Origin of the sequence: Paenibacillus violae, from assembly GCF_032461945.1 — a bacterium.
In the GTDB taxonomy this organism is placed as follows: Bacteria; Bacillota; Bacilli; order Paenibacillales; family NBRC-103111; genus Paenibacillus_E; species Paenibacillus_E violae.
This window is the reverse complement of sequence record NZ_JAWCUD010000006.1, coordinates 273,981-300,139: the sequence shown is the minus strand read 5'-3', so window position 1 is coordinate 300,139 and position 26,159 is coordinate 273,981. Positions and strand designations below refer to the sequence as shown.

The 26,159-nt window shown below is 45.8% G+C and carries 24 protein-coding genes, 1 riboswitch and 1 other annotated feature; of the genes, 6 read left to right on the top strand and 18 right to left on the bottom strand.

Translation table 11 applies throughout. The features are described from left to right. Positions 1 to 141 precede the first annotated feature (141 nt). Positions 142 to 1,242 carry a GGDEF domain-containing protein gene (locus tag RQP52_RS19245; RefSeq protein WP_315953359.1) on the top strand — a complete coding sequence of 367 codons (1,101 nt, stop codon included), beginning with the start codon at positions 142 to 144 and terminating at the stop codon, positions 1,240 to 1,242. Between the two features lie 54 nt (positions 1,243 to 1,296). On the opposite strand, the gene mqnC is transcribed toward RQP52_RS19245, so the two are convergent. From mqnC to metA, 4 genes are all read right to left on the bottom strand, one after another. Beyond that, on the bottom strand, positions 1,297 to 2,433 hold the full coding sequence (gene mqnC / locus RQP52_RS19240) for a cyclic dehypoxanthinyl futalosine synthase (protein ID WP_315953358.1): 1,137 nt from the start codon (positions 2,431 to 2,433) through the stop codon (positions 1,297 to 1,299). A gap of 135 nt (positions 2,434 to 2,568) precedes the next feature. Next, positions 2,569 to 3,741 (bottom strand): trans-sulfuration enzyme family protein, encoded by a 1,173-nt coding sequence (locus RQP52_RS19235; protein WP_315953357.1) that lies wholly within the window; start codon positions 3,739 to 3,741, stop codon positions 2,569 to 2,571. Then, a complete protein-coding gene (locus tag RQP52_RS19230; RefSeq protein ID WP_276562821.1) occupies positions 3,741 to 4,907 on the bottom strand; it encodes an aminotransferase class I/II-fold pyridoxal phosphate-dependent enzyme in 1,167 nt (388 codons plus the stop codon). Before RQP52_RS19230 ends, RQP52_RS19235 begins: the two co-directional genes overlap by 1 nt. 34 nt (positions 4,908 to 4,941) lie before the next feature. Next, positions 4,942 to 5,886 (bottom strand): homoserine O-acetyltransferase MetA, encoded by a 945-nt coding sequence (metA, locus tag RQP52_RS19225; RefSeq protein WP_315953356.1) that lies wholly within the window; start codon positions 5,884 to 5,886, stop codon positions 4,942 to 4,944. Between the two features lie 105 nt (positions 5,887 to 5,991). After that, positions 5,992 to 6,121, bottom strand: a riboswitch (SAM riboswitch). 222 nt (positions 6,122 to 6,343) lie between these two features. Here metA and RQP52_RS19220 point away from each other — a divergent pair. After that, complete coding sequence (locus RQP52_RS19220; RefSeq protein ID WP_127457775.1) at positions 6,344 to 6,571, top strand: hypothetical protein; 228 nt, start codon at positions 6,344 to 6,346, stop codon at positions 6,569 to 6,571. A gap of 300 nt (positions 6,572 to 6,871) precedes the next feature. Beyond that, complete coding sequence (gene corA / locus RQP52_RS19215; RefSeq protein ID WP_315953355.1) at positions 6,872 to 7,807, top strand: magnesium/cobalt transporter CorA; 936 nt, start codon at positions 6,872 to 6,874, stop codon at positions 7,805 to 7,807. Positions 7,808 to 7,864: 57 nt separating this feature from the next. Here corA and tyrS read toward each other — a convergent pair whose 3' ends face one another. Both tyrS and RQP52_RS19205 read right to left on the bottom strand, forming a co-directional pair. Beyond that, positions 7,865 to 9,127 (bottom strand): tyrosine--tRNA ligase, encoded by a 1,263-nt coding sequence (gene tyrS, locus RQP52_RS19210; protein WP_315953354.1) that lies wholly within the window; start codon positions 9,125 to 9,127, stop codon positions 7,865 to 7,867. 56 nt (positions 9,128 to 9,183) lie between these two features. Then, positions 9,184 to 9,456 (bottom strand) — a binding site (T-box leader). A gap of 52 nt (positions 9,457 to 9,508) precedes the next feature. Then, entirely contained in the window at positions 9,509 to 10,522 is a 1,014-nt protein-coding gene (locus RQP52_RS19205) for an HRDC domain-containing protein (protein ID WP_315953353.1), read from the bottom strand. A gap of 196 nt (positions 10,523 to 10,718) precedes the next feature. Here RQP52_RS19205 and RQP52_RS19200 point away from each other — a divergent pair, with 196 nt between their 5' ends. Together RQP52_RS19200 and RQP52_RS19195 are read left to right on the top strand one after the other, a co-directional pair. After that, positions 10,719 to 11,012: a DUF3055 domain-containing protein gene (locus RQP52_RS19200; protein WP_167061910.1), complete on the top strand. Its 294-nt coding sequence runs from the start codon at positions 10,719 to 10,721 to the stop codon at positions 11,010 to 11,012. 58 nt (positions 11,013 to 11,070) lie between these two features. After that, positions 11,071 to 11,379, top strand: coding sequence for a hypothetical protein (locus RQP52_RS19195; protein WP_181646387.1), 309 nt, complete (start codon positions 11,071 to 11,073; stop codon positions 11,377 to 11,379). Positions 11,380 to 11,433: 54 nt separating this feature from the next. Here RQP52_RS19195 and RQP52_RS19190 read toward each other — a convergent pair whose 3' ends face one another. After that, entirely contained in the window at positions 11,434 to 12,918 is a 1,485-nt protein-coding gene (locus RQP52_RS19190) for a tagaturonate epimerase family protein (protein ID WP_315953352.1), read from the bottom strand. Positions 12,919 to 13,095: 177 nt separating this feature from the next. On the opposite strand from RQP52_RS19190, the gene RQP52_RS19185 reads away from it, so the two are divergent. Continuing rightward, positions 13,096 to 13,944 (top strand): helix-turn-helix transcriptional regulator, encoded by an 849-nt coding sequence (locus RQP52_RS19185; RefSeq protein WP_315953351.1) that lies wholly within the window; start codon positions 13,096 to 13,098, stop codon positions 13,942 to 13,944. Positions 13,945 to 14,075: 131 nt separating this feature from the next. On the opposite strand, the gene RQP52_RS19180 is transcribed toward RQP52_RS19185, so the two are convergent. The 11 genes from RQP52_RS19180 to RQP52_RS19130 all read right to left on the bottom strand — a co-directional run bounded on the left by RQP52_RS19180 (position 14,076) and on the right by RQP52_RS19130 (position 26,068). After that, positions 14,076 to 14,954, bottom strand: a complete 879-nt coding sequence (locus RQP52_RS19180) for a 5'-3' exonuclease (protein ID WP_315953350.1) — start codon at positions 14,952 to 14,954, stop codon at positions 14,076 to 14,078. 117 nt (positions 14,955 to 15,071) lie between these two features. After that, complete coding sequence (locus RQP52_RS19175) at positions 15,072 to 15,449, bottom strand: PH domain-containing protein (RefSeq protein WP_315953349.1); 378 nt, start codon at positions 15,447 to 15,449, stop codon at positions 15,072 to 15,074. A 101-nt stretch (positions 15,450 to 15,550) separates the two neighbouring features. Further along, positions 15,551 to 16,093: an NADPH-dependent FMN reductase gene (gene ssuE / locus RQP52_RS19170; protein ID WP_315953348.1), complete on the bottom strand. Its 543-nt coding sequence runs from the start codon at positions 16,091 to 16,093 to the stop codon at positions 15,551 to 15,553. 159 nt (positions 16,094 to 16,252) lie between these two features. Continuing rightward, positions 16,253 to 19,501, bottom strand: coding sequence for a glycosyltransferase family 39 protein (locus tag RQP52_RS19165; protein WP_315953347.1), 3,249 nt, complete (start codon positions 19,499 to 19,501; stop codon positions 16,253 to 16,255). A gap of 84 nt (positions 19,502 to 19,585) precedes the next feature. Beyond that, positions 19,586 to 19,813: a DUF7667 family protein gene (locus RQP52_RS19160; RefSeq protein WP_315953346.1), complete on the bottom strand. Its 228-nt coding sequence runs from the start codon at positions 19,811 to 19,813 to the stop codon at positions 19,586 to 19,588. Positions 19,814 to 20,610: 797 nt separating this feature from the next. Beyond that, a complete protein-coding gene (locus RQP52_RS19155) occupies positions 20,611 to 20,799 on the bottom strand; it encodes a hypothetical protein (protein ID WP_315953345.1) in 189 nt (62 codons plus the stop codon). A 179-nt stretch (positions 20,800 to 20,978) separates the two neighbouring features. Next, on the bottom strand, positions 20,979 to 22,157 hold the full coding sequence (locus RQP52_RS19150; RefSeq protein WP_315953344.1) for a DNA sulfur modification protein DndB: 1,179 nt from the start codon (positions 22,155 to 22,157) through the stop codon (positions 20,979 to 20,981). After that, positions 22,157 to 23,218, bottom strand: a complete 1,062-nt coding sequence (locus tag RQP52_RS19145) for a DNA sulfur modification protein DndB (RefSeq protein WP_315953343.1) — start codon at positions 23,216 to 23,218, stop codon at positions 22,157 to 22,159. Before RQP52_RS19145 ends, RQP52_RS19150 begins: the two co-directional genes overlap by 1 nt. A 168-nt stretch (positions 23,219 to 23,386) precedes the next feature. Then, the gene (locus RQP52_RS19140; protein WP_315953342.1) at positions 23,387 to 24,562 is read right to left on the bottom strand and encodes an aminotransferase class I/II-fold pyridoxal phosphate-dependent enzyme; all 1,176 of its coding nucleotides are present in this window, start codon (positions 24,560 to 24,562) and stop codon (positions 23,387 to 23,389) included. Between the two features lie 32 nt (positions 24,563 to 24,594). Further along, positions 24,595 to 25,692: a site-2 protease family protein gene (locus RQP52_RS19135; RefSeq protein WP_315953341.1), complete on the bottom strand. Its 1,098-nt coding sequence runs from the start codon at positions 25,690 to 25,692 to the stop codon at positions 24,595 to 24,597. A 7-nt stretch (positions 25,693 to 25,699) separates the two neighbouring features. Then, positions 25,700 to 26,068, bottom strand: coding sequence for an arsenate reductase family protein (locus tag RQP52_RS19130; RefSeq protein ID WP_315953449.1), 369 nt, complete (start codon positions 26,066 to 26,068; stop codon positions 25,700 to 25,702). Positions 26,069 to 26,159 lie beyond the last annotated feature (91 nt).

Below are 26,159 nucleotides of genomic sequence, written 5' to 3'. Positions count from 1 at the left end.
GTAGGAGATATACAACGAACAAATTGCCATTTCCTTTCAGTATTCTTTATCAAATCTTTAAGTAAAGTTATTCCAATCCCACAAATTTTCATGCTATGATAGTCATCGTAGTGCTTTAGTCTCATATTGGAGTGAGTATCCATGCAAATAGACGCATATCAACTGCACAGACACGCTTGGAACCGCAAGCTGCTGAACACCTACTGGTTCCTGGTCATGATTCAACTACCTTTCGAACTTCTCTACTCTTTCACTGCAAAAAGGGATGCATCCCTTACGTCAGGGCATCTCATTGTCTCCGTCCTTACCATGATCCTCATCTTGCTTATGCTGGAAACGACCAATAAATTTTATAAAAATCACTTGGATTACCAGATTATAAGCGGCGGTGCGATTTTATCCTTCACGATTATTTTCTTCAATTATGAAATAAATCTAGTTATCCTTTATCTTTTGCTTCCAATTTTCGTTTCTATTTTTTACCTGCAATTTTCTAAGATTATATACTCCATAGGTTTATCTCTAGTCTCCTTCTCTATTCTTTTTCTTGTCAAATTGCGCTTACTCGCAGATTACACCTTCATAGATCTGCTGACGATATTGCCGGTGCTGACCATTATTTCGATCATTACATTCGGCATTATCAAGCGCGGTGTTGAAATCCTGAACAATTTGCAAATAACAACGGAGTTGAAACAGGAACTATTGATCAAAAATATTATTATGGACAAGCTCTCCAAAACAGATGCGCTAACCGATTTGTACAATCATATTACCTTCCATGAATACTTGGATGAGCTTATTGTGCAAAACGCTTTAGGTCACTTCTGCATTCATATCGCTGTGCTCGACATCGACAATTTCAAGAAAGTCAATGATACTTACGGCCACAGAGCCGGTGACGCCGTTTTGAAGAACGTCAGCAGCACCTTGAAAAGTCATGTGGGTCTCAATGATTTTGTAGCACGATATGGCGGTGAGGAGTTCGCTATCATTTTCACAGAGAAGAACACTGATGTGGTGTTTGACCTGCTCGAACGAATTCGTTGGCAAATTTCCCAAATGAAACAGGAAGAGCTGAACGGCCAATCTGTCACCATCTCTATCGGGCTCAGCGAGTACCAACCTGGAACTTCCAAAGAGCTGCTTTTCGCCGGCGCCGATCAATCCCTATACACAGCCAAGAAAACGGGTAAAAATAAAACGATCATTCACACCGCTCCCTTGAAGGAAGTGCGATAATTAACGCAGAAAAGCCTCCAACCACTACACTAGTGGAAGGAGGCCTCTTTATTATTAATTCTGCATAACAAAATCTTTATCAATTTTCACGTTTTCGTCATCGAAAACACGCAAAATTTGATATTTCGTATTCCGCTGCGCAGGGATTTTGCCCGCTTGGCGGATGATGTCCAGCGTTGAGGTAACGTTAACTTTGTGTGTCGTGCCCGCCGCGGATACCACGTTTTCTTCAATCATCGTAGAGCCGAAATCATTGCAGCCATAGCTCAGGGTCTGTTTACCCACTTCAGGTCCCATTGTAACCCAAGAAGATTGGAAGTTCGGCACATTATCGAGCATAATCCGGCTAATCGCCAGTGTTTTTAAATACTCTTCAGGCGTTACTTTCTCCGCCTTCATGTTCGTATTATCCGGTTGGAACGTCCACGGAATGAATGCAAGGAAACCAGGTGTATTAAGCTTCTGCATCAATACGTCGTCCTGTGCATCACGGATACGCAGCATGTGAAGCGCGCGCTCCTCCATCGACTCACCAAAACCGATTACCATGGTACCCGTTGTGTGCATACCAATTTTGTGAGCGGTTTGCATGACGTCCATCCAGTCGCGCCAAGAGCCTTTGAGCTTGCTGATTTTGCGTCTAGTACGGTCATCCAAAATTTCGGCGCCGCCGCCAGGCAAGGAATCCAGTCCAGCTTCGTGCAATTGGCGAACTACCTCTTCTAAGGATAATCCGTCTGAAACGTCTTTCATTTTCATAATTTCAGCTGGTGAGAAAGAGTGCATCGTAATGTCAAAACGCTTCTTGATCTCACGAAGAATGTTCGTGTAATAGCTGAATGGCAAGTTCGGGTTGGTACCGCCTTGCATCAGGATCTCCGTACCGTTGACATCCAGTGTCTCTTGAATCTTCTGGAAAATCGTCTCGTCCGGCAATACATATCCTTCAGCTGAACCAGGCGCACGATAAAACGCACAGAATCTGCAGTATACATCACAAATATTGGTATAGTTGATGTTCCGGCCAATAACGAACGTGGTAATCGGGTCCGGATGCCATTTCTTCATAATTTGATTCGCAGTATCGCCAATTTTCTCTATTTGATCGGATTCGAACAGTGTAATGCATTCTTCTACATCAATTCGGCCGCCTGATTGTGCTTTATTTAAAATACGATCGATCGGTTTCACAGCTCTTCACTCCTTTAATTTCTGATGGCTCGTATCCATTTATCGTACCATACTCATGCCAAAAAAGCAGCAAATTGCTGCTTTCATACGTAGGAACCTTTTTCAAATATGACTATTCTGGGAATTCCGGAACGTTTAACCGCGAAGCGCTTGCTCCAGATCTTCAATGATGTCTTCAATGTCTTCAAGACCAACCGAATACCGGACAAGACCGTCCGTAATGCCTCGCTGCAGGCGAACTTCCTTCGGCATCGCTGCATGAGACATCATAGCCGGATAGGACAAAATGCTTTCTACAGCGCCTAGAGAAACGGCTACCAGCGGAATGCGCACTTTGCTCAGCATCTTTTTCGCTTTTTCGCCGGAACCTACATCAAAGGAAACTACGGCTCCATAGCCAAGAGACTGCTTTTCATGAATCTCTCTACGTGGGTGGTTCGGAAGACCCGGGTAATACACGACCTCAACGTCAGGCTGTTCAGATAGCCATTGTGCCAATCTTTGCGCGCTTTTCTCCGACACTTCCATACGGGCTTTCAAAGTTTTCATTCCGCGGATGAGCAGCCATGAATCTTGAATGCCAAGAACATTGCCTAATCCATTCTGAATCTGCTTCATTCTGCGGCCCAAGCTGTCATTCGCAACTACGGCAAGTCCAGCCAGGACGTCACTGTGTCCACCCAGGAATTTGGTTGCACTGTGAAGTACAATATCAATCCCTAACTCAATTGGACGTTGATGATATGGCGTCATGAATGTATTATCCAGCATCGTCAGCAAATCGTGCTCTTTGGCAAAAGCAGCTACTTCTGCGATGTCGGTGATTTTGAGGGTCGGATTGGAAGGTGTTTCCAGGAACACTGCTTTTGTGTTAGAACGCAGCGCTGCACGAACTTGGGCCATATCGGTCATATCAACAAAGGTTGATTCGACCCCCATCCGATTCATAATCGTTGTAAGCAAGCGGTATGTACCGCCATACACGTCTTCCGTCACGATCACATGATCTCCTTGTGAAAGAAGCATGAATGCCGAGGAAATCGCGGCCATGCCAGAAGCAAAAGCAAAGCCGCGCGTTCCGCCTTCGAGAAGGGCAATGTAGTCTTCCAAGGCTTGACGGGTTGGGTTTCCGGAACGTGTATAATCATACTCCGGAGAAACCTCCAAATCGGCTTGATGGAAGGTTGACGCTTGATATAAAGGCACGCTGGAAGCACCTGTTACTTCATCAATTTCAGCGCCAAAGTGTATGAGTTTGGTAGCGAATTTGCCGTGCGGCTTGCGTTTATCGTTCGGTGAATGGCTCATTACAGGGATTCTCCTTCTAATTCTGCTTGTGCTTGGCTAAGCGCATTCGCTAAATCAGCTATAAGGTCATCCTGATGCTCAATGCCGACAGAGAAGCGCAGAAGGCGGTCATCCACGCCGATTTGTTGGCGAATTTCAAGCGGAATATCCGCATGCGTTTGTACAGCTGGATATGTCATCAGCGATTCAACGCCACCTAAGCTCTCAGCGAAAGCGATAAGCTGAATGTGACGCAGAATCGGCTCAACCAGTCTGGCGTCTTTCACTTTAAAGGAGAAAATCCCTGTGTTTCCGCTCGATTGTTTGTTTTGAATAGCATGACCTGGATGAGACTCCAGTGCCGGGTAGTAAACATCACTGATCAGCGGGTGCTCCAGCAGGAAGTTCGCGATGGCTGTTGCATTCTGTTCATGACGCTCCATACGAAGCGCCAATGTCTTCATACCTCTCATCAAAAGCCAGCTGTCTTGCGGCCCAAGCACGGCTCCAATCGAATTGTGAAGGAAGGCCATCTGCTCCGAAAGCTCCTTGCCCTTGGTCACAATTAAACCGGCAAGCACATCGTTATGTCCACCCAAATATTTGGTCGCGCTGTGAACGACAATGTCTGCCCCCAGCTCTAATGGGCGCTGTAAATAAGGAGTTAAAAGCGTGTTATCGACAATGGACACAATACCCTTCTTACGGGCCCATGTACATACAAGCTCGATATCTGTAATCATCATGAGTGGATTCGTCGGCGTCTCAATGATCAGCCCTTTGGTATTCGAACGGTAGGCAGATTCCAAGCCGTCCAAATCGTTCGTATCTACGTACGTAGCCGTCACACCGAAGCGAGACATGATTTTCTCGAGCAGACGGTACGTACCGCCATATAAATCCAAGGAAACGATCAAATGATCGCCTTGGCTAAAGTAGGCAAAAACCGTTTGCAGGGCTGCCATGCCGGATGAACATGCGAAACCCGCATCTCCGGATTCCAATTGAGCGATCGCATCCTCAAGCACTTTACGAGTTGGGCTTTTGGTACGCGCGTAGTCAAAACCGGTGCTTTGACCGAGCTTCGGGTGACGGAAAGCAGTAGCTTGATAAACAGGGAAGCTGACAGCTCCGGTTACAGGTTCTTCGATGGAGCCAATTTGGGCGAGACGACTTTCGATTTTCAACAAAGGGAGTTCCTCCTCATGATTTGGGTTCGAATTACAGAGACGCACTTGCCAGGCTTTCATTGATATTAGCGGTAAGCTCAAAAGGCGTTTCTTGGTACACATAATAGTTCAACCAATTGGAGAACAGCAGGTTCGCATGGGCTCTCCAAGTGTTATAAGGCTGCCGGCTAGGATCATTGTTGGGATAATAATTTTTGGGGATATCAATAGGAAGTCCTTTGCTCACATCCCGATCGTACTCCCACTTCAATGAATTCGCATCATACTCGGAATGGCCCGTTACGAAGATATGTTTGCCATCACGTGTTGCCGCGATATAAACACCGGATTCCTCTGATTCGGATAAAATCTCCAGGTCCGGACATCGCTCAATGTCTTCACGGCGAACATCCGTGTGGCGCGATTGCGGCACGTGGAAAATTTCATCAAATCCGCGAAGCAGCTTCGTATTCGGCACCTCTACCGTGTGCGGGAATACACCGAATATTTTGTTGTCCAGCGCAAATTTACGAACCCCGAAGTGATGATACAAGCCCGCTTGGGCTGCCCAGCAAATATGCAAGGTTGAAGTGACGTTTTCTTTGCTCCAATTCAGGATTTGCGTCAACTCCTCCCAGTAATTCACATCTTCAAACTCCATCTGTTCGACTGGGGCACCCGTAATAATCATGCCATCCAGCTTTTCTTCTTTAATATCGTCAAAAGTTTTATAGAACATCTCCAGGTGTTCAACGGAGGTGTTCTTGGATGTATGAGTTTTCGGATGCAGAAGAACGAATTCCACCTGCAGCGGCGTATTCCCAATCAAGCGCAGCAACTGCGTCTCGGTCGTTTCTTTGGTAGGCATCAAATTTAACAAAGCAATGCGAAGTGGACGTATATCCTGGTGATACGCGACAGATTCGTCCATGGTGAAGATGTTCTCTTGGTTTAAAATTTCTTTGGCAGGCAGGTTGTCAGGAATCTTGATCGGCATCCTGTTCACTCCTCTTCATGGTTTATTTTGGGTGTATGGAAATGCAAAAATGGCCTTCTCTCTGGAATCAGAGAAAGGCCATGGAATGTCACTGTCAATGTCCTTCTCTTATCTCCCAGATTCGCTTGTTACAAGCGGTTCCGCAAGAATTAGCACCGTGCATCCCTTTGCTTGCAAAGGTTTGTCGGTTGCCGGGTGTCATAGGGCTAGTCCCTCCACCTACTCTTGATAAGAAAATGAAACGTATGCGATTAAAATCATCATACTATAAAATAATGTAAAGTCAAGACATTAACCGATCCTGACAACCTGCAAAAACAAAGAAATTGCATCAGGCTGTCCATCTATGATATTATTGATACGAAATGTATCGTGATTTGGTGTTTAAATAGCTCAAAACAGGGTTAAATAAATATCAAACTGATTACATTATCTAACCATCAAAAGGGGGTCCATTATGTCCGCACCATCTTCGGATAACTTCTCTGCTTTCGCTTCATTAAATCGATATTTCGCTCTAATTGAAACATCGAAGCCAACTAGGCAACAAGCTGAGGATGCCGCTGCCTTATTATGTCGAGTCTACGGAGCAGAGAGTGAAGAAGATCTGCTGCTCCGAGGTAATCCTGAACTGATAGACATTTATCAAGAAATGAAAGGAAAGATCTTGAAAGCCGCCATGTAATTCATGGCGGTTTTTTTTGACACCGAACAAGCCCTGAATCCATAGAGTATCTAAAGCACATTCTTACTTGTTGCGCCAAACTTTTTGGCTTGAAACAGGGTATATGAAGGGTTATACTAGACAAGTATTATTCGACATGGACGCAAAAGGGGGGCATACGTTTGGACGGGGAACCGAGGAGTAGCACCTGCAAGTTTTGTAAATTTTATAGTGTAGGAATGCAGTCGGTTATTCCATCATTCGTAGTCTCGCGCACATGATGAACGTAACCGGCTGATTCCATGCAAAGGGGTGGATCAGATGAAAACACGGTGGGTTCAGAATGGCATTTTCACATTGGTCGAAGACGTGTCTGTCGCACTAACACCTCCAGAACAAGGCTTTTATTGGATCGATGCAGGGATCGAGGATTTAGAACTTCTTCAACCTTTATTCCATCTACATGATTTGGCCGTGGAGGACTGTTTGAGCGAAGAGGAGCAGCGTCCTAAGATTGAATTTTATGATTCGCATTATTTTATCGTGATAAATAGCATTCGTTTTGATGATGAGGAGATTTTCCTTCGCGGACTTAATCTATTTCTTAGCAAACATGTCATTATTACCGTTACTAGACAAAAAATCAATGAACTTCGCGCTTTAAAGCCGTTTCTCTGGGAAGAGGAGGTCAACAGCGCCGATCGTTTCCTATACCATCTAGTCGATCTTGTCGTCGATAACTACGTTGCGGTTGGTGACCGTATCGAGGCCAAGATTGAAAAGCTGGAAGAAGATATTCTGGTAGCGACCAAAAAAACGCACTTGAATGAGATCATCGGACTTCGTTCGGAAATTCTCTGGCTCAAAAAAGTGCTTGTTCCACAACGTGATGTGATCGGTACACTCGGCAAGAAGGATCTCAGGCTGATCGACCACCAGCTTCAGAAATATTTTGGCGACATTTATGAGAATGCCGTCAAAATAGTGGATACATTCGATACGCTCCGCGATCTGATGGGGAACTTACGAGAAGCTTACCAGTCCAGCCTGGCGAATCGCGCGAATGATATCATGCGGGTATTTACCGCGCTGACAACCATTTTCATGCCGCTGACGTTCATTACAGGGGTGTTTGGAATGAACTTTGATAACATTCTAGGGCTCCATGTCGCTCACGGCGATGAGTTCGTCTTAGCGTTTATGGGTGTGTTAGGTATTGCTATGTATATTTTATTCCGTAAAAAAGAATGGCTATAAATAAAAGGAAGGGCTTCTTGAAGCAGCGGATTGCTGTTCAAGAGGCCCTTTTTTAGGTTATGGCGAAACCCGCTTAATTTTCACAAACTTTCGTTTTCCTACCTGAACAATATCGCCGTCCTGCGGCTGGAGTGTTTCATGGATATTCGTCATTTTCGTTTCATTAATTTTCACCGCGCCTTGCTCAATGCTGCGTCTTGCCTCTGCGTTGGAAGCTTGCAGCCCCATAGAAACAAGCAGCTTAATGATGGCGATCTGGCCAGCTTCGAGAAGTTCCTCGCTGATCTGCATTTCTTCGATATCGTCCGGCAGCGCCCGCTTCTGAAAGACCGTAATAAAATGCTGCTCAGCCTCTTGAGCTTGTTCCGCACCATGATACATACGCACATATTCCTTCGCCAACTTCATCTTGGCATCCCTTGGATGGACGGAACCCGCCTCCAGTCCCTCTTTCAACTCCTGAAGCGCCTCGCTTGAGATCGCAGTCGTTAACTCATAATATTTCAGCATAAGCGAATCCGGAATCGACATCGTTTTGCCGAAAATTTCATTCGCGTTCTCATCGATACCGATGTAATTTTTCAAGCTTTTGCTCATTTTCTGCGTGCCATCCAGCCCTTCGAGCAGCGGCATCAGAATAGCCACTTGGCCGTCTTTCACCTCATAGGCGCCTTGCAGCGTGCGTCCCATCAAAATATTAAATGTCTGATCCGTACCGCCAAGCTCAATGTCGGTCTCAAGTGAAACGGAATCGTAGCCTTGCATTAACGGGTAGAAAAATTCATGCACATGAATCGGTTGATTAGCCGCGTATCTTTTGGCGAAATCGTCCCGCTCCAGCATCCTCGCCACCGTTACTTTACCCGCAAGCTTCAGCACATCATCAAATTTCAGTTCACCCAACCAACTAGAATTGTAGTAAAAGGTTGTTTTGGTGAAATCCAAAATTTTGGACAGCTGCGTCTGGTACGTTTGAGCATTATGCTGAACATCCTCTTCTGTCAGCTGCTTGCGCGTTTCCGACTTCCCCGTTGGATCGCCAATTCGACCCGTGAAATCTCCAATGATCAGCTGAACTTCATGGCCTAACTCTTGAAATTGCCGAAGCTTTTGCAAGACAACCGTGTGCCCAATATGAATATCAGGCGCAGATGGATCTAAGCCCAATTTCACTTTCAATGGTTTCCCCGTCACAATTGCCCGGGTAATTTTCTGTTTCAGAGCATCTTCCGGTATGATTTCAGCCGCACCACGTTTAATGATTTGCAGTTGGCGCTCGACTTCCTGCCTTTGTGCATCGGTTAATTCGATCCCCGTCATCTTGCAATCCCTCCTCATCGTTATAAAAAAAAACAAAAAGACAACCAAATCGTCCACAAAGGGACGAGACGGTTGTCTCGCGGTACCACCCTAATTAAAGCGAAGCATCTGCGACTCTCATTCGCAGCCTTCTCTTTCACTTAGTCATTGTAACGGCATCGAATGCCGGGTATAAGCTACTGATGCTCTCAAACAGAGCATGTTCCCTCAACCAACTCGGAACGGTAATTCGGAGCTATGCTTGCATCGGTTTGCACCTTCCACCGACTCTCTGCAGCAGCGGCAGTACTCCTACTAAGGGCTTAGCCCCAGTTCGTCATCGCTTTGATTGCTATTAAGATTATTGACCATTTAATCATATCTGCCAAAGCTCTGTCAATACTAGCTTGCAGCTTGTGCGCTCATGCTTTCCTTCTCCTTGCGAAAACGCAATCGCAGCAATCGCAGCCACTCATAAGCGCGGTCGAGTTCTTTGCCTTTCAGTTCTTCCGTACCGCCCATACGCTGAAGAACCGGTTTCAGATAACGGTCGCCTTCCGATTCAAAAGCGTTCCATGCTTTGATCTGTTCCTCCTCCGGGACCGAAGCTAATTCTGCTTCCACTAACAGATCCATATCATAGCCTTCCCGGTCAAGTTCCTCTACCCACAGCAAGAGCTCTCTGCGCGGCATCGTCAAATCGGTTTGAAGATCAGCCAAGCTGCCTCCGCGGGCAGTAATCTCGAGCAGCTTGCGTTTGCTGACCTCACGATCCAGCTCCATACGCAGCTTCTGCTCCTTCTGAGCAAGGAGCCAGGACTCGAACTTGACGATATCGACGCTCTTAGCAACCCAATCTAACGGAAAGCCGTTCGTGCGCGTATATTCTGCGGTAATCTTTAAAATATCCCCCGCATACATATTGGTCTTCTGCTCACCAAAGCCGGGTATTTGCTGAAGTTCTTCCTTGCTTTGGGGTAAGAAAACAGATATTATGCGCAGCACCCGGTTCGTGGCGAGAATATACGGCGCTTTGCCTTCGCGCGAGGCTTGTTCGCGTCTCCACGCACGAAGCTGCTCGTACACTTCTTCGCTTGGGTTTTCTTCGCAATAATAAGTCAGCATCTGCGTCATTCTCGCTTTACCAGACAGCACTTGGACGGATTCCAGCTCCGAGCTCACAATGGGACGAAAGCCGCTGCGAAACTTCTCGCGCAAACCATGACGGAAGATGCTTAGCATCTCATCCCAGCTCATCCCCTGGTACCACTGTGCTTGCTGCGGCTTGCCCGCGCTGTCGGGCTCGTTCCAGAATACATTCCACACGCCCTGCTCTTCAGCAATCGACACCTGTGCTGATAATACGCGATGATCCCCCGTTTCTTTCTCCAATGTGTTTAAAAAAACAATGTTCATACTTACCTCCTCCAAACGTTTACGAAAATAGGGTAAGAAAAACGAAAAAGCACCTCTTCAGCTAGGCTGAAAAGGTGCTTCCCTTTTTCTAATATCCAAATCATACCATGTTTGTAAGATGGACGCAACCTATGTTTTGTTGACAAGCCTATTTCGGTTATAATGAAAGACATACCAGAATGAAAAGAGGGCCCTTATGTCTGATTATGACTTTTTATACGACCATCAAGAAGAGACGACAACGCGTTTTGTATGCTTCGTCGGCAATGCGCTGCACCGTTTTGACCTTGCAATCATGACTACAACCCGTTATTACGGCAAAAAGCTTGTGATTGACTTACAATCAGGACGCAGTGCGGTAATTGGTCCGGATGACTTGGCCGAAGAGGGATACCTGGAGTACGTATTCAAGCTCAATGAAGAGCAAGCACTGGAACTGAATGAATTTTTATCCCAAATTATCGGTTCCATTCATTTCACGGATATTTAACGGATCAGCGGGGGACACTGGAAAAAGCATGCGCAACCCAGATGAGGAGGCATTTTCCATGAGTGTTGAAGAATCCGCGAAAGATAAGTATACCGAAACAAAGGGGTTCATACCCGAGCAGCGAGATGTATACACCGATTTGGAGACGGTCGAATCTCAGCGAAACGACCTGATTCCTGAGGAATTTCCCGAAGGCCCTTATGGCACAAGCCTAAACACGGAATCGCTGGGCAAAAGCACGCCTTGGCGAAAAGATCAGCGCCCGCCGAACCGGTTTTCCTATGAAAATCACGAGCTGCATGAAGGCCTCAAACGGGACTATCCTGGCGCAGATGATAACCGGAATGAACCTTCGAATCAAGAATAAGAAAGAGGCAATCTTCAAGCAGATCAAAGCGCTTGAGGATTGCCTCTTTTTTAATTATTTACCGAGCAGCTCCAAATGTCTGCCAATATGATGACGCAAACCTTCAGCGAAGACGTCTTCCTGCTCCGTCATCGTACGGAAGAATTCTTCAGCAAATTGCTTGCTGCCATCGGCATTTTTTGCTTGCAGCAGCAGGCCGTATGTGATGTGCAGCAATTGGCGCGCATTGTTTTCTTCCATGTAGTTTGGCAGATCGGCATCCGCGACTTCAGCAAGAGGAACGATGGCATCGATGTCCGTCGTCACGTGGTAATAAGCTGTCGCTTCTGTAAAATGATCCAAAGCAAATTGATGCATGCGGCGATACAGGGATGGGTTTACTTTTGCTACAACACGTACCGCTTCGAGCCAATTTGTACCTGCCGTTTTGATATGGAACAAACCTTTCGTGTATTGCCCGATTAGTGGGAACACACTGAACTTGTCGCTACCGGAATGAATGCTCAGCTTGTATTCAAAATGTACGGCAATCGCCGCATGGCTCGCCAGCTCACGCTCAAATTGCGCGATATCGCCAATGTAGTCGATCCCTTTTTGGAATTCCCCGCAGAAGCGCGGCGCCATGCTGAAAATCGTAACCCCACGGTCACGAAGCTCGTTCGCTACCAAGTAGTGGGCTTCAGGCGATGTCGGTGTAGCCGTCTCATCAATCGAAATTTCAAAATCAACCGCACGATCCAGCGTTGCGATATATTTGCGGTAAATAGCTTCCATGAAATTAATGGCTGCGTCGTAGATCAGCACATCTTTTTGGAGCGCTTCACGCGTGTAGTTAAGTGCTGCACCTGGTACATCAGCAGGCGTCTCCAAGTAACGTTTCTCATAGTGCTCACGCAAACCGGCTGGCAAAGCTGCATATTTAACTGCGACCTCATCTGCGGACAATGTTTCAATCGTGTTGTCGATGTTCTCCGAGCAATCGAGCGTCAGCATCGTAAAGCCAAGACGCAGTGCATACTCGATGTCTTCCTCTTTCTTCAAATGGTCGCCGTCTGCGCCATAGCCATCTTTGTAGCCTTCTTGGAAAACCGCATAAGCAGCCGCGTCCAAAACATCCTCATACGTTCTGCCTGTAAGCGCAAGCTCACGAATACTTTGCTGTGCCAACACGGGACGGATATCTCTGCCGCGAATCGTTTGAATATGTCCAGGGCTTGCAATACCAAGGCGATCACCCAGACCCATCGTAGCCACCTGCGTGCCAAATGCTTGCGGGGCCGTATAAGGCAAGAATTGATTCAGTGTCAAACGGTTCTCGTGCGTTAATGGAGCCACTTTCGCGCCATCAACAACTTCTCCGTTTAATTGGTTGTACAAATCGCTCTCACCAACCGCAACCAGCCGCTTTCCAGCCTCCGTACGTACCATAACAAGCGAAGTATTTCCAATTTGTGTTAAAGATGAACCATATACTTTAACGCCTGGCGCTGATAGCGTTGATGTATTTCCTGATTTGATTGCGTCTATAAGCTCTTTCATTTTGTGTGTTCCTCCCTTATTTTGCAAACGTTTGCTATTTTCTTATAGCTTAATCATATCGCAAGTTAGGAGCGTTTTCTCTTCATCTATTCCTATTTTCAAGGAAAACTATTCATATTTTTCACTGCGCTTATGTTATACTTCCATTACAACAACTTGAACAAAAGGAGTACTCTGATGCCCAGCACCGTCACCTTCGGCAATGAGGATGAAGGCCCATTTTATATTCAACATATTCATCGTCATGGATCGTTCGAGAGAACACAGCACATGCATGATATGTATGAGCTCTATTATTTGTACGAAGGTGAGCGCATGTATTTCATTCGGGACCGCTCGTATCTCATCCTTCCGGGAGACCTGGTGCTCATTAATCGGCGCGAGCTTCACGCTACTTCGGACTCCGATAAGCTTGGGCATGCGCGTGTCGTGATGAATTTCAGCGATCACTTCCTGGAGAGCATGAGATCCGATGCTCCTTTCCTGCTCGATGCCTTCACGCATACTGCGCCGGTGCTCAGGCTCGATCTCCCGACACGTCGTTTTGTCGAAGACATTCTCGGCAAAATGATTCATGAAGCAAAAGAACCTCAGCTCGGACAAACCTTCGCTTTGCGTCATTTTCTGATCGAGCTGCTGCTGTTCACTACACGTTTTATTCGCCAGCATCCGGTCACATCACCGGAGCATGTCTCTCCTTTACATCGGAAAATATCGACGATTGTGCGTTACATTAACACCCATTTTGCCGAGCTTCTGCGATTGGAAGAGCTAGCGGAAAGATTTGAAATCAGCCCGGCGTATTTAAGCCGTATGTTCAAGGAGATCACCGGATTTTCACTTGTCGAATATATCAATCTTGTTCGTGTCCAGGAAGCGCAAAGGCTGCTCACAGAGACCAAACTGAAAGTAATCATGATTGCTGAACAGGTCGGCTTCGGCTCCTTAGTCCAGTTCGGCCGTGTCTTTCGGCAGATTACCAAAACTACTCCGCTCCGCTATCGGCAATCGGCGATGAAATTCTGAGAGAAGTAGCTCATTTCTCGCCAAAAACGATAAGAAGCAGCGTTAGGGCTGCTCATTGAACAGCTTGCTCGCTTTTGCTAGCACGCGCAAAAAGGAGGCTGCCAATTCTATTCGGCACCCTCCATTTTATATTAACCGATTAACTTGATTAATCCTTTGTACGCAATTTCCTCGAACTTCGCGATCACTTTCTCCCGCTCCATCGCCCATCCGCAATCCTCAAGCGCACAGGCAACAGGCGCATCCAGACGAATCGTCGCCAAGTCACGCGATAGATGCAGCATCTCCAACTCCGCTTCAATTTTGGCTCGAACACCTTTGGGCAGCGCCGCCAGATTTTCCAAAATGCCTCCAATATCCTGATACTCGTTCAGCAGCTTGGTCGCTGTTTTCTCGCCGATTCCTTTGACGCCCGGGTAGTTATCCGCCGTGTCGCCGGTTAGACCTTTCAGATCAATAATCTGCGCAGGCGTCAGACTTTTCTCTTCCATCAATGTTTCCAGGGTATAAACCATGTAGTTGGAGTGCCCTTTTTTCATAATAATGACTTCCGTGCTCTCATTCACAAGCTGGAGCATATCATGATCTCCGGTCAAAATTTGAACTTTCGTCAGCGGGCTGTATGTACGGGCCAGTGTTCCGATGCAATCGTCAGCTTCGTAACCGACAACACCAATATTCGGGATGTTAAAGCTGGCCGTCACTTCTTTTACCAAATCGAATTGTGGAATTAACTCCTCCGGGGCAGGCCCGCGATTCGCTTTGTATGCTTCAAATTTCTCCGTACGGAACGTTTTACTCCCCATATCCCAGCAGCACACCACGTGAGAAGGCTTAAAGGTTTGAATCGCATCAAGTAAATATTTCAGAAAACCGTATACGCCATTAATCGGCACACCGTTTTCTGTTTTCATAATATAACCGCTCGATGAAGTCGCGTAATAACCGCGAAATAATAACGCCATCCCGTCAACTAGCAGCACGGAACCCGATGAATTCTCTGACAACATAATCGCTCCTATCCAAATAAATATATGTTCAGTATAGCACGACAGCGCTCTCCCCGGCACAAAAAACCACCATCAGTAAAAGTTACCAATGGCGGTTCAAACACTATGTTCCCTCATTTATTTCAAAACGTACTCAGCTAGTACGCTCTGAAGTTCGTATATGTTTAAGCTTTTGTTAAACTTTTTTTCAATCGGCGTATGTGTGCTGCTGATCCATATCTTCATTTCTGCATCGAGATCAAAAGTACCTGCTGTCTCAATACTGAAATGGGTAATGCTTTTATAAGGAATCGAGTGAAGCTCCATTTTCTTGCCCGACAATCCTTGTTTATCTACTAATATTAGCCTTTTGTTGGTAAAAATAAAAAGATCACGGATCAGTTTATACGCTTTTTCGATCATTTCTGAACTTGCCAACACATGAGCAAATTCCTTATTCACATCCGCCAGATTAAGCTCCGAGGCGTTCCCCATTAAACCATCAAATAAACCCATTGCTTCTCCTCCTTGAACAGCTGTCTATCTAAATGCAGCCACACAAAACCCGCCATCAGCAAGTGAATACTAATGGCGGGTTATGTCATCTGTATGCCAATTTAGCGACTGGTATGCCAGTTAATTTCTTGGATAAACTGCGTGACGGACTCATGTAACCGAGTAGAAATTTCATCCTCTAGAATGGCTTGTCCTTGTTCGCCCCAAGTCACCTGTTTATCAAGCACATACACACCTTGCAAAATATTTTGTGCGCCCAATGCGGACAGCACCGGTTTAAGCGCGTAATCGATGGCGAGCAAGTGAGATAGAGTACCGCCTACGGCTAAAGGGAGCACAATTTTACGCTCCAGCCCCTTTTGCGGGAGCAGGTCAAGGAATGCTTTTAGCACACCGGTATAGGAGGCTTTGTAAACAGGCGTAGCTACAAAAACGGCATCTGCTGCAGCAACAAGCGCGTTCGCGCTCACAATGGCTTCGCTGTCAAATTTGGCGTACAGCAAGTCTTCTGCAGGGATATCGCGCACTTTGATCCAGTCTACGGTAAGACCCGCTTGCACCAATTCATTCTTCGCTACTTCAATAACCCCGTGTAATCGGGATGTGGGGGTTGGACTTCCTGAGATAATGACTACCTTCGCCATTTCGTTCACACTCCATTATGGTTTTTGGATAAAAAAGAAACCCCGCTTCCATTGTTCAATGTAAGGTCGGAGTCTCCTGTTGTTCGGTCGACTTTTAATTCATAGTATTTTGCTTGGGATTATCTTACCATCGCCTGTCAGGCACGTCAACCACTTTTCTTAAAAGAAGTTCCAGCCCGGCAGCCACCGGAGGAAGAAGGAATACCTCGATGGAATCATCATCCCTGAAAGAATCGGATAGAACAGAGCAAACAAGACGAATACGCCTAGTAAATAACCGTAAACCCATCTTCTTTTATGAAGCGGACCTTCTTCCAAATAATCTTTGATATAGTAGGTCAGAATGAGCACCAGGAACGGCACCATGGCAAAATAGTGATAAATAAAAGTGAGCCTCGGCACCAGCATCCATGGCAAGTATTGGGAACAATAAGCGATTAACAGCATGCGCAGCAGCTTATCTTTCCTCTTCACAGCCACATAGAACGAGCAGATGACCGCGATAAAGCCAGGCCACCAAACCAGCGGATTTCCGAACGAGACGATGCTCGACAACATGCCCTGCGGCATAAACTTGGCTTGATAATACCAGATCGGGCGCAGCATCATCGGCCACTCCCACCAAGGGGATGAGAACGGATGAGTCGCTACCAAATCCTTATGATACTTGTACATATGCACCTGATAAGTGACGACATCCTTCAGCTGATGTCCAGGTCCCGGAACCATCATGAAAGGAATATACGATAGCGTATAAATACCTAACGGAATGATAACAAACGTTAGTACGCACCACAGGAGAGTAAGGATCGTATTTTTTGCAAATAGTTTCTGCACAAGCAGTAATCGGCTGCGCTCCGAATCGGATAAAGCCGGCTTCGTATCCTCCTCAGCCTCATCCCAAGATGAGATGACCTGCTCTGGATCTTCCGTATCCACCTGAACCTGAGCTGGTGCTTTATGCTCATCCTCCTGCAGCAAGCGCCGAGCGAACCGGTATTCGCTATAACGCTCTAATAAAGATAATAGCAGCAGAAGGGCCAGGCCCGCACCGCCGTAAATCACGATCCATTTGGAGGCCGCACCTATTCCGAAAAAGAGGCCGGACAGCCCCAGCGGGATCAATGTGGCCCAGAGCTTTTCCCGATAAAAGCTTAGCGTCGTATAGCGATACATGAAATAGAACATCAACATGATGAAGAATACACCGTAAACATCGATCGTCGCAATGCGTGTCTGCGCAAAGTGCATAAAGTCAAACGTTAAGAGGAATGCCGCAATAAAAGCATATTCAGAACGGCCGAACATCCGCTTGGCAAACACATAGATGACGGGAATCATACCAACCCCGAACAGCGTTCCAATAATACGCCATCCAAACGGATTGAGCCCGAATATGTAAATGCCGATCGCCATGAGCACTTTACCTAGCGGCGGATGCGTGCTTTCATAAGGCTCTATTTTGTGAAGATGTTCATAAGCCGTTCTTGCGTGATAAATCTCATCAAAGTAAGTCCCGTTCATGTACGTAGGCGTGTACGGTACTACGCTGGATTCATCGAATAAATTCGCTGTTTTTCCTTCGTCCGCCGGGTTTATATCCTGCTCTTTCAGATCAGTAATCGGTAAAATGGTCGAATTGCCATCCCCGAAAATCCCGATTTCATGCAGATGCAGCGGTGCACTTTCCTGCCCGTCAATGACCACTTTAACATAACGAGCATCTTTCATCGGTTCTACCGCGTTCCATGTGAAAACTTTGGTATGATCGGATTTGACAGAGATTTGATCCTGCCACTGTTGGCCATCTTGTGAGAACCAGAAGGAATAGGAACCTTCCCCAACACCGGCAAAAGTGTTAATTCTAGTAATGTTGTGGGAGCTGCCGAGGTCAGCAACGACGGCTTCCCCAGTGGTTGTCGGCTTCCAAAAAGTAGTAGGCGCTTTGTGTCCACCCAGATGGAATAAAGCGATAATCGTGTAGATGACGACCAGTAAACCTAGATATAACACATCCTTTTTAGAGAAAAAACGTCCCCTCGGGCTTCGTTCTATCCCATCCTTACTTTCTTTGAAAATGGCATTCCAGCGCTCGGTCCACTTGTCCGTGATCGGGACTTGTGGAATCGGGACGAGGTCATCCTGATTACTCTGTTCTTGTTGTGATTGCACGAAAAGCCTCCATCCCAAAATACATGCATAAACAAATAATATAACATTGATGGCAGATACAGCCAGCATCAACGGATCATACCGTGGAATATGATAGTCTTGATGAAAACTTCGCAGCAGTACATCCGCGATATTGATGAAATGAGTCAAACTAAAGCCAATAAACAGACCAAGAATACGGCGATCCTTGATATAAATAAAACTCGTAAGAACTAGAAGTAGCCCGTAGTGCAAATAACGCTCATGCATTTTGGTCATACACATAAAAATAGCCGTTATAAATAGGAAAGCCACATACAAAACGGCACCCTTCTGACCTTTGCTGCGGATATACAAATAGCAAGTATACAAGATCGAAAGGATCATGAGCACTATACCCAATTTGTCATAGGAGATATGCAGGAAACTCTTTTTTATGTCAATAAAGTTGCCGCCTAAGAGCGCCATAAGATTGAACGCATTCAGGGAAGCGTAGGGATAAGAAGCCAGCGTGCCGGAGTAAAGCCCGATTAACCATCCATAACCTCTTCCAATGGCAAAAGGAAGTGCAACTACCGCTATGGTCGTCATGCCACTGAGTACACTCAGCAGGAATACCATTAAATTGCGCTTGCGTAAAACATCAATGAGCAGAAAAATGCCGAAAAGGAGCGCCTGCGGCTTGAGCAACAAAGCTAAGGCGATAAACACGGAAGCTTGAGGCAGTTTCCCGCGCTGCTGCATCAGAAATGTCGCCGCAATAAACAGCATAAAAAACGAATCAACCTGTCCCCAAATCGCAGAGTTCGACCAGATCGCAGGATTAAAGGCAAACAATGCAGCTATTCCTATCGCTTGCAGCCATGATCGCGCGCCGTCCTCCCTGCTGGTTGCAAGTCGAAACAACAAATAAACGGTTACGATATCCGCCAAAATGGCAGGGAATTTCAGCAGTAATAACGATTGTCCACTCTCCCAAGGGATGGACAGTTTGTGGTGCAGCATGCCTATAACATACAGGACATACATATAGCCTGGCGGGTAATCCAGGAAATATTCCTTGGCATTGTCATACATGCCGGACAAACCAACCGTATAGGCACGGTCCGACCAAGCCATGAACGTTCGGACATCCGTATCATAGCCCATCCAGATTGGTGCAAGATAGAGTCTTATGAATAGCGCTGTCAGTAGCTGTAAACCCAGAGTTAAGAATTTATAGGGCCCTTCGCCCACTTGCTTGAACCAGCTTACCATGAGGCATCTCCTTAAAAATAGACTACTACCATTATACCCGTCCACTCTCTAGCAGAAAAGGAAAAAAGCACCGACCCCTTTCGGTCAGTGCTTAGGTTCAATCTTTTCAATGCGCTCGCAAATATCGTGCAGCCAATCATAATCTCCTGTAAGCGAGGCGCAAAGCGATAAATTTTCTAGTTTTAAGCGATTCCAAACATAGGTCGCGTTAGCTTCCATGCACAGCATTAACTCATCCTGCTCTGCTCGCGTTAACTCCCGCGCTCTGCGTATTGTCCATAACTCCGCCATGCGTTGATGAACGGCCAACATGGTTCCAAGACCCTCCTGCTCGATAAGGTGCTAACATTATGCAGTATGGACAAAGTTGGGAGCGCTGAAACAAGCGGGCGATGATAAAATATCTAGAAGCAACTTCCATAACACTTGTAATTTCGCTAACGGACCTCATCGCCGTTATTTCGCATATTTTTGCCTCTGTTCCATATCTGATGGACTCTGTCGCCTCGTAGTATTTGTCGACTCTGTCCATAAGCAGTACGTGCGATACCTTTTGTTTCCACTATGCACAACCAAAAAGTCACGATCTACTAAATTATGCAAGAGCCGCCGCGCATGTCGATCCGTGACTCGTAAATGGTCTGCTAACTCCACTGCTGTAAACGGGCGCAAAAGGCGACGTGAATAACGCACAGCTTCAGCTTCAAGAAATGTTAACTCAGACGCCACCTCTGTCGAGAGAAAAGTACCGATGAAGGAAAGGATGAGCTGTCGACACCGCCAAGATTCATCTTTAATAGAAAGATACGCGACAGGAAGAAATATCCAACGGTCAAGCGCCATCAGACTATGCCATGACCAAGCCCATTTTCAAGCAATCCTCGCCTTCTCTGATTAGCTTCCTGTTTAATTCATTTGCAGCCATTCCTCATATTTCTGATCAAAGCTCTGCACACGTCCCCACTCCTTTTTTGGACACAAGAAACACAAAAAGCCGCCCCGATACAAAGTATCGAAGCGACCGAATTATAGTAAGTGTAACGTGAAATAAAGAGACCGTCCATCCGATCATTTCTGACCTTCCAGACAGTCTCTTCCAACTTTTTTAATTAAGGGATGTGGATAACGGAGATTCTATCAACCGGGAAAAAGAAGACAGTGTTATTACTTGCAAGAACAACGTTACCATGTTCAATACCTAGGAATCTACCTGTGTGGTTCGGAGTAGTACCTGCATGGATTGTGATGACTGTACCAAGGCTGATGCGAGACAATGTAGCATATACGGAGCAACTCATCGTTTTCTCCTCCTTTCAATCTTTATAGTACATAGTATTCTAGTGAACTTTTTTGGTATAGACGAATGATGGATGATATTCGTATATTTCGTATAATGGTAGATTATGGGTTATTAAAAAACAAAAAAGCCTTCCTCTCACAACTTCCGTTGAGAGAGAAAGGCACTAGGTCAAGCTTATTAAGCTGTTGACTCTTCTTCTTCCGACGCATTCACTGATTCTGTGCCTTCGAGGAAGAATTGTACAAGTTTTACATGCTTTTTCAATGATTTTTCGTGAATCAGGTTGATTTTGCCGTTATCCAATGCACCGAAGACATAAATCAATTCCTCATTCTCGTGAGACCAATCAAATCCTTCAAGAATTTGCAAACAATCTGTCCATTCCTCGTTATATTGCCCGTTCGGGAATAAGAACCGGTTCGAATAGAGTGCGATGCTTTCTTGGATAACCCGATTTGCTGAAGTATACTGCGCTAGACCTGGTTGCTCCGGCATCATCGGTAATAACGTATTGAAGAACTGGTGCAGGATCTCCACATACGTCGAAGGATCATGGCGAATCTTGCGCTGAAGCTCATAAGACGGCTGCATTCTGCCCGAAAATAACATGGTTGCAGTCGCATATAACCAGCTGAAGCATGTGAAATTACGGTTAAACGACGTCAAATTGCTGCGTCGCTCTACGCCGACAGCTTTGAGATACACGTTATGATCAACAACCTGCTGAATAACCAGATTAAGCGGATCAATAGAATCAAAAGAGTGACCAAGCTCTTTGCTCACCAGCTGGACTTTGGAGTTGATATCGCCAAATAGCTGCTGCTCTTCTTCCTCCGTTAAGCCAATGTAGATTTGCACGGCAAGCTGTGTCTCCATCAAATCAAGGCGTCTGCTCTCAAGTTGATTGATCGTGCCTTCCGTTTCTTCAACTTCTTGCTTAATATCTGCATCTTCAGGCATCTTGCGCTGTTTGATTTTCAGAAGCACCAGCTTTTTCTCGTAGCGTCGAACTTCCTTCTGCATTTGCTCATTCACGTAACCAAGCGCTAGGATGCGATGCTGTCCGTCCAAAATAGAAAGCTTCGAACCATGTTTCAGCAAAAATTCTTTCTCGCCTTTGGACAGTTGATTCACTTCACGCAGTGAAAGCGTAACCGGACCGAAAAAGACATGATCCAATTCACGTTCTTGCAGATACGTGGAGATTTTGCGTCTTTGCATATTGCTTAACTTCCGCTGTACCATAGGGTCGATCATCGTATAATTGAGCAAATCCTGAACGCGCAAGGCTACGGTTGAAAGCCCGAATTTCTCGCAAAACGGATGAATCGTCATTTTGAGGCGTAATCCTTCCATTAGCTCACATCCTCCTTATCGCTGATTAGGAAAGCATTCTGCTCTGTATAGAAATTCTTGATAAAATTATAAGCTTTCATGATCCGGGTACGTCTAGGTAAACGATCCTTCTCGTCTCCCGCATAAATCCCATTCCAATTTACATGAGGAAGTATTTTCAAAGCATGCTCAAGCGCATAACGATTGAATTTGCCTGTTTTCGTAGCTTCTTCATGGATGAACAAAGCAAGCGCGATTTGGATATTTTCAGTCCAAACGATTTCACCTTTAGCCGGCGCATCCAAATAATTCAGCAAACCGTTAAAGTAGGTACCCGCTAAAGAGACCAGATCCTGAAGATCTTTGTCCTCATATTGGTAACCGTTATTCCGAGCTGCCGATTTCATTCTGCCTTCGAACAAGGCAACCAAAATTTCAATCAGCAAGTGATACGAGAACAAATACTCAGGCGATTTGCCGCGTTCAGAGAACATGTCAACAGTCAGCTTTTGCATAGCTGGGGCTTTGGAAGCAAGCTCCGTTGCAGCAACATGGTAAAATCTGCGTTGATCCCGAAGCACAGCCAAGTTACCGCCAAGCTTGCGAGGAAGTTTGTTAATGTCCGAAAACAGTTGGCGTTCTTGACGAGCATTAATGTCCAAATACGTCATCGTGGAAATCGGGAAGGCATACAAGCGGCGAAGCTTCTCTGTGATCTCTTCCATCTTCTCGTATTCCCGACGGTCTTTGGCACGTGCCATCTGGCTTTGCAACGTTTCCATAATACGTTGGAAAGCTGCCAGTCTGTGCTGGCCATCGACCACGTACAACTTCTCAATCGGTTGCAAACGAAGCGCTTGTTGTTCATCGTCATATTGACCTGCACCTCTTGCTGAGAAAATAATACCCGGGAAATAGATCGGTTGGCGATTTTCCAAGTACAGATTAACATAATCAATCAATTTAGAAAGATTGCGTGGAATAATCGCACGCTGAACTTCTAAATCAACTTCATAGAGTGAAAATAATTTGCTCATAGGTAATGTTGCTGCAATTGTCGCTTGCCCAAACGTCTGTCCCAAGACTCCAGGAATTTCTACATACGATGAAGGCTTCTGCTCTGCTAAGAGCTCTGATAATGAGGAAATGGCGTCCATATGCTTACCCCTTTCAACTATTAAGGTTTAATCTTCTTGTGCAAAAAAATCATATATCTCTCATTCTCCTATTTTTACCAAAATCTCTAATTTTCATTCTACGGTTCGAAGCCAATCGCCTATGCGTCTTGCCGCCTCAAGTAATCTGGCTTCATCCTGCACCAAAGCAATTCGTACAAAGCCTTCTCCTTCTGCTCCGAATGCGTCTCCAGGTATAACAACGACGCCGGCACGGAACAGCATTTCCCGGGAAATTTGTCGAGATGTCCATCCTTTTGGAATGGGTGCCCAGATAAACATGGTTGCCTTGGGTGGCGGTATCCTCCAACCTGCATCTGCTAAAGCCGAAATAAACACATTTCGTCTTCTTTCATAAACGCCGGCTACGGAATGATCGTGCTCCATATCTTCCTCTAATGCTGCAATTCCGGCCGCTTGGATGGCTCCGAATACGCCATAATCGATATTCGATTTAAGCGTTCGCAGCGCTTTTACCGCAGCCGCATTGCCAGTTAGGAACGCGATCCGACAACCTGCCATATTAAAGCTTTTGGACAGTGAATGAAACTCGACAGCAACCTCCTTAGCGCCCTCGATCTCTAAAATGCTGATCGGTTTAAAGCCGTCAAATGCCATTTCAGAGTAGGCTAGATCGTGTACGACAAGCAATTCATGCTTTTTGGCATAAGCTATCAAATGCTCAAAAAAAGCACGATCTGCAACAGCAGACAACGGATTGCTCGGATAGTTTAACAGGATGAATTTCGCTTTGGCAGCCACGTCTACTGGGATGTCATCTAATTGGGGCAAAAAATCATTTGCAGCTCGCAGGGGTAGCAAGTAAGGCTCAACTCCCGCTAACACGAGACTTGCCGAATATATGGGGTAACCTGGATCGGGAACAATGGCAATGTCCCCAGGATCACAGAGTGAAAGCGCCAAATGAGCAAGACCATCTTGAGAACCCATTAATGTTAAAATTTCATTATCGGGATTAAGCTCTACACCAAATCGGAACTGGTACCATCTAGCTACCGCTTCACGAAAGGCAAAGCTTCCTTCCGATGTTGGATATCCATAGTGTGCCGGGTTGCGCACTGCCTCTGTAATGGCTTCAATAATGCGTTCGGACGGCGGTAGGTCAGGACTTCCTATACCTAAATCTATGACGTCTACCCCTTGGTTCATAACCTCTCTCTTCCAATCCGCCACTTCCGAAAAAATAGCCGATCCTAGCTGGCTAAGCCGCTTTGATCCCATAAATGTCATGATAGTTATCCTCGTTATGTTGTATTAAACAGTCAATCCATAATTCCTGCTTGATGAACCAGTCTTATCATATAAAGTAAGAATAAAATGAGCCCGAAATAAGCTGCTCCGAATTTCCAACGGGTTTTGGCCGGAACCTCATAATATCGCTCCTGAATACCTAAAGGTGTAAAATCGACCTGTACCTGCAGACCTAGATAAAATCCGCTTTCTTTCTGCAAACGGTCTACTTTGACAAGCTGTACTCTTCGAATCAAGGCTTGTTGTGGCAAATAGGCCTGTCCTTCAAACCCAATTCCTTGCCAGTACATGACAATCGTTTGCCTGCCGTCACCTACGCCCTGTAAATCCGAATACGTCGTAAAATCCAAATCGCGGGTGTGATTTTCACCTGGGATCATATACCCTTGCTGAAGTAAATGTTCGGCAGCAAATTCAAATCGGGTGGAAACGGAAACTAACTGCTCTTTATGCCTGTATTTCACGTATTTCTTATACAAATCCCAGGCAAACATCGCCCAGATAGCAAAGAAAATAAGCTGATTAACATAATGGTCCAGATAAAAAATAAAGACTAAACCGCCAATTAAACCAACAATCCATAACCAACGGGTGACAGCAGTTGCAATTCGACCGCCATCAAGCGGATGAATCGGCAATAAATTAATTAAATTCAGGTAAAACGCAGCATAAGCTACCGAAACAATAACAGGGGAATCCACGTACATGCCTAGTGCAAATGCAGCAACGCCCCCTAACGTCCCGAGAATAGGCCCTCCGATACCGATAAATGCTTCCGTTGCTGCATCGGTCGGATTTTTTTTCATTGTTATCAATGCACCTAGAAAAGGGATAAAAACAGGCGCCGAGACGGGAAGCCCTTTCAACTTTGCCGCTAAAACATGACCAAGTTCATGTATCAGAATCATGACCACAATGCCAATGGCAAAAGGAAGTGGCGCAAGATAAGCGTAAGCCCAAATGGTAATAAACATCGATATGACGGCCCCGCCGACCTTGCCGAATTTTAAGGCCGCCAAAAGCAGCTTGCCTTGCGATAGCAAAACCGCGAGGAAACCGCCTATGGCTAGCGGTGATTTTTTGCGTGGTGGTTTCTGTTTCTCATCCAACCTCACTTCACCCCCTTGCCCATGCTTCCTCAAATTCAGCTTCCTTAAAGCCAACCGTAACCTTCTCACCATCTGTCACAATCGGGCGTTTAATCAATCTGCCGTTTGAAGCTAATAGTTCCAACATTTGCTCTTGCGTCATGCCCGGGAGCTTATCTTTCAAATTCATTTCTTTGTACACTTCACCAGAGGTGTTAAAAAACTTCTTGATGCCAAGCCCGCTGTCACTTAACAGCTTGGACAACTCGCCCGCAGAAGGAGGCGTCTCGAATAATGGAACATTCTCCGTGATTTCGACGTCATGCGCTTTTAACCATTTCAGGGCTGCTCGGCACGTACCGCATTTATCATAACCATATACTTTTACTCTCATGATGTAAGGACTCCTTTATGTATGTGGGAAGCTAATCCATAATTAATTAAAATTTTGGGCTAATTTAATTGGAAAGTCAAGTTATTCCAAACAA

Bases quoted from the DNA above. Each gene is read 5' to 3' on its own strand.
- RQP52_RS19245 (WP_315953359.1), top strand. From the start codon at position 142: ATGCAAATAGACGCATATCAACTGCACAGACACGCTTGGAACCGCAAG.
- RQP52_RS19235 (WP_315953357.1), bottom strand. From the start codon at position 3,741: ATGAGCCATTCACCGAACGATAAACGCAAGCCGCACGGCAAATTCGCT.
- metA (WP_315953356.1), bottom strand. From the start codon at position 5,886: ATGCCGATCAAGATTCCTGACAACCTGCCTGCCAAAGAAATTTTAAAC.
- RQP52_RS19220 (WP_127457775.1), top strand. From the start codon at position 6,344: ATGTCCGCACCATCTTCGGATAACTTCTCTGCTTTCGCTTCATTAAAT.
- corA (WP_315953355.1), top strand. From the start codon at position 6,872: ATGAAAACACGGTGGGTTCAGAATGGCATTTTCACATTGGTCGAAGAC.
- tyrS (WP_315953354.1), bottom strand. From the start codon at position 9,127: ATGACGGGGATCGAATTAACCGATGCACAAAGGCAGGAAGTCGAGCGC.
- RQP52_RS19205 (WP_315953353.1), bottom strand. From the start codon at position 10,522: ATGAACATTGTTTTTTTAAACACATTGGAGAAAGAAACGGGGGATCAT.
- RQP52_RS19200 (WP_167061910.1), top strand. From the start codon at position 10,719: ATGTCTGATTATGACTTTTTATACGACCATCAAGAAGAGACGACAACG.
- RQP52_RS19195 (WP_181646387.1), top strand. From the start codon at position 11,071: ATGAGTGTTGAAGAATCCGCGAAAGATAAGTATACCGAAACAAAGGGG.
- RQP52_RS19190 (WP_315953352.1), bottom strand. From the start codon at position 12,918: ATGAAAGAGCTTATAGACGCAATCAAATCAGGAAATACATCAACGCTA.
- RQP52_RS19185 (WP_315953351.1), top strand. From the start codon at position 13,096: ATGCCCAGCACCGTCACCTTCGGCAATGAGGATGAAGGCCCATTTTAT.
- RQP52_RS19180 (WP_315953350.1), bottom strand. From the start codon at position 14,954: ATGTTGTCAGAGAATTCATCGGGTTCCGTGCTGCTAGTTGACGGGATG.
- RQP52_RS19175 (WP_315953349.1), bottom strand. From the start codon at position 15,449: ATGGGTTTATTTGATGGTTTAATGGGGAACGCCTCGGAGCTTAATCTG.
- ssuE (WP_315953348.1), bottom strand. From the start codon at position 16,093: ATGGCGAAGGTAGTCATTATCTCAGGAAGTCCAACCCCCACATCCCGA.
- RQP52_RS19165 (WP_315953347.1), bottom strand. From the start codon at position 19,501: ATGGTAAGCTGGTTCAAGCAAGTGGGCGAAGGGCCCTATAAATTCTTA.
- RQP52_RS19160 (WP_315953346.1), bottom strand. From the start codon at position 19,813: ATGTTGGCCGTTCATCAACGCATGGCGGAGTTATGGACAATACGCAGA.
- RQP52_RS19155 (WP_315953345.1), bottom strand. From the start codon at position 20,799: ATGAGTTGCTCCGTATATGCTACATTGTCTCGCATCAGCCTTGGTACA.
- RQP52_RS19150 (WP_315953344.1), bottom strand. From the start codon at position 22,157: ATGGAAGGATTACGCCTCAAAATGACGATTCATCCGTTTTGCGAGAAA.
- RQP52_RS19140 (WP_315953342.1), bottom strand. From the start codon at position 24,562: ATGACATTTATGGGATCAAAGCGGCTTAGCCAGCTAGGATCGGCTATT.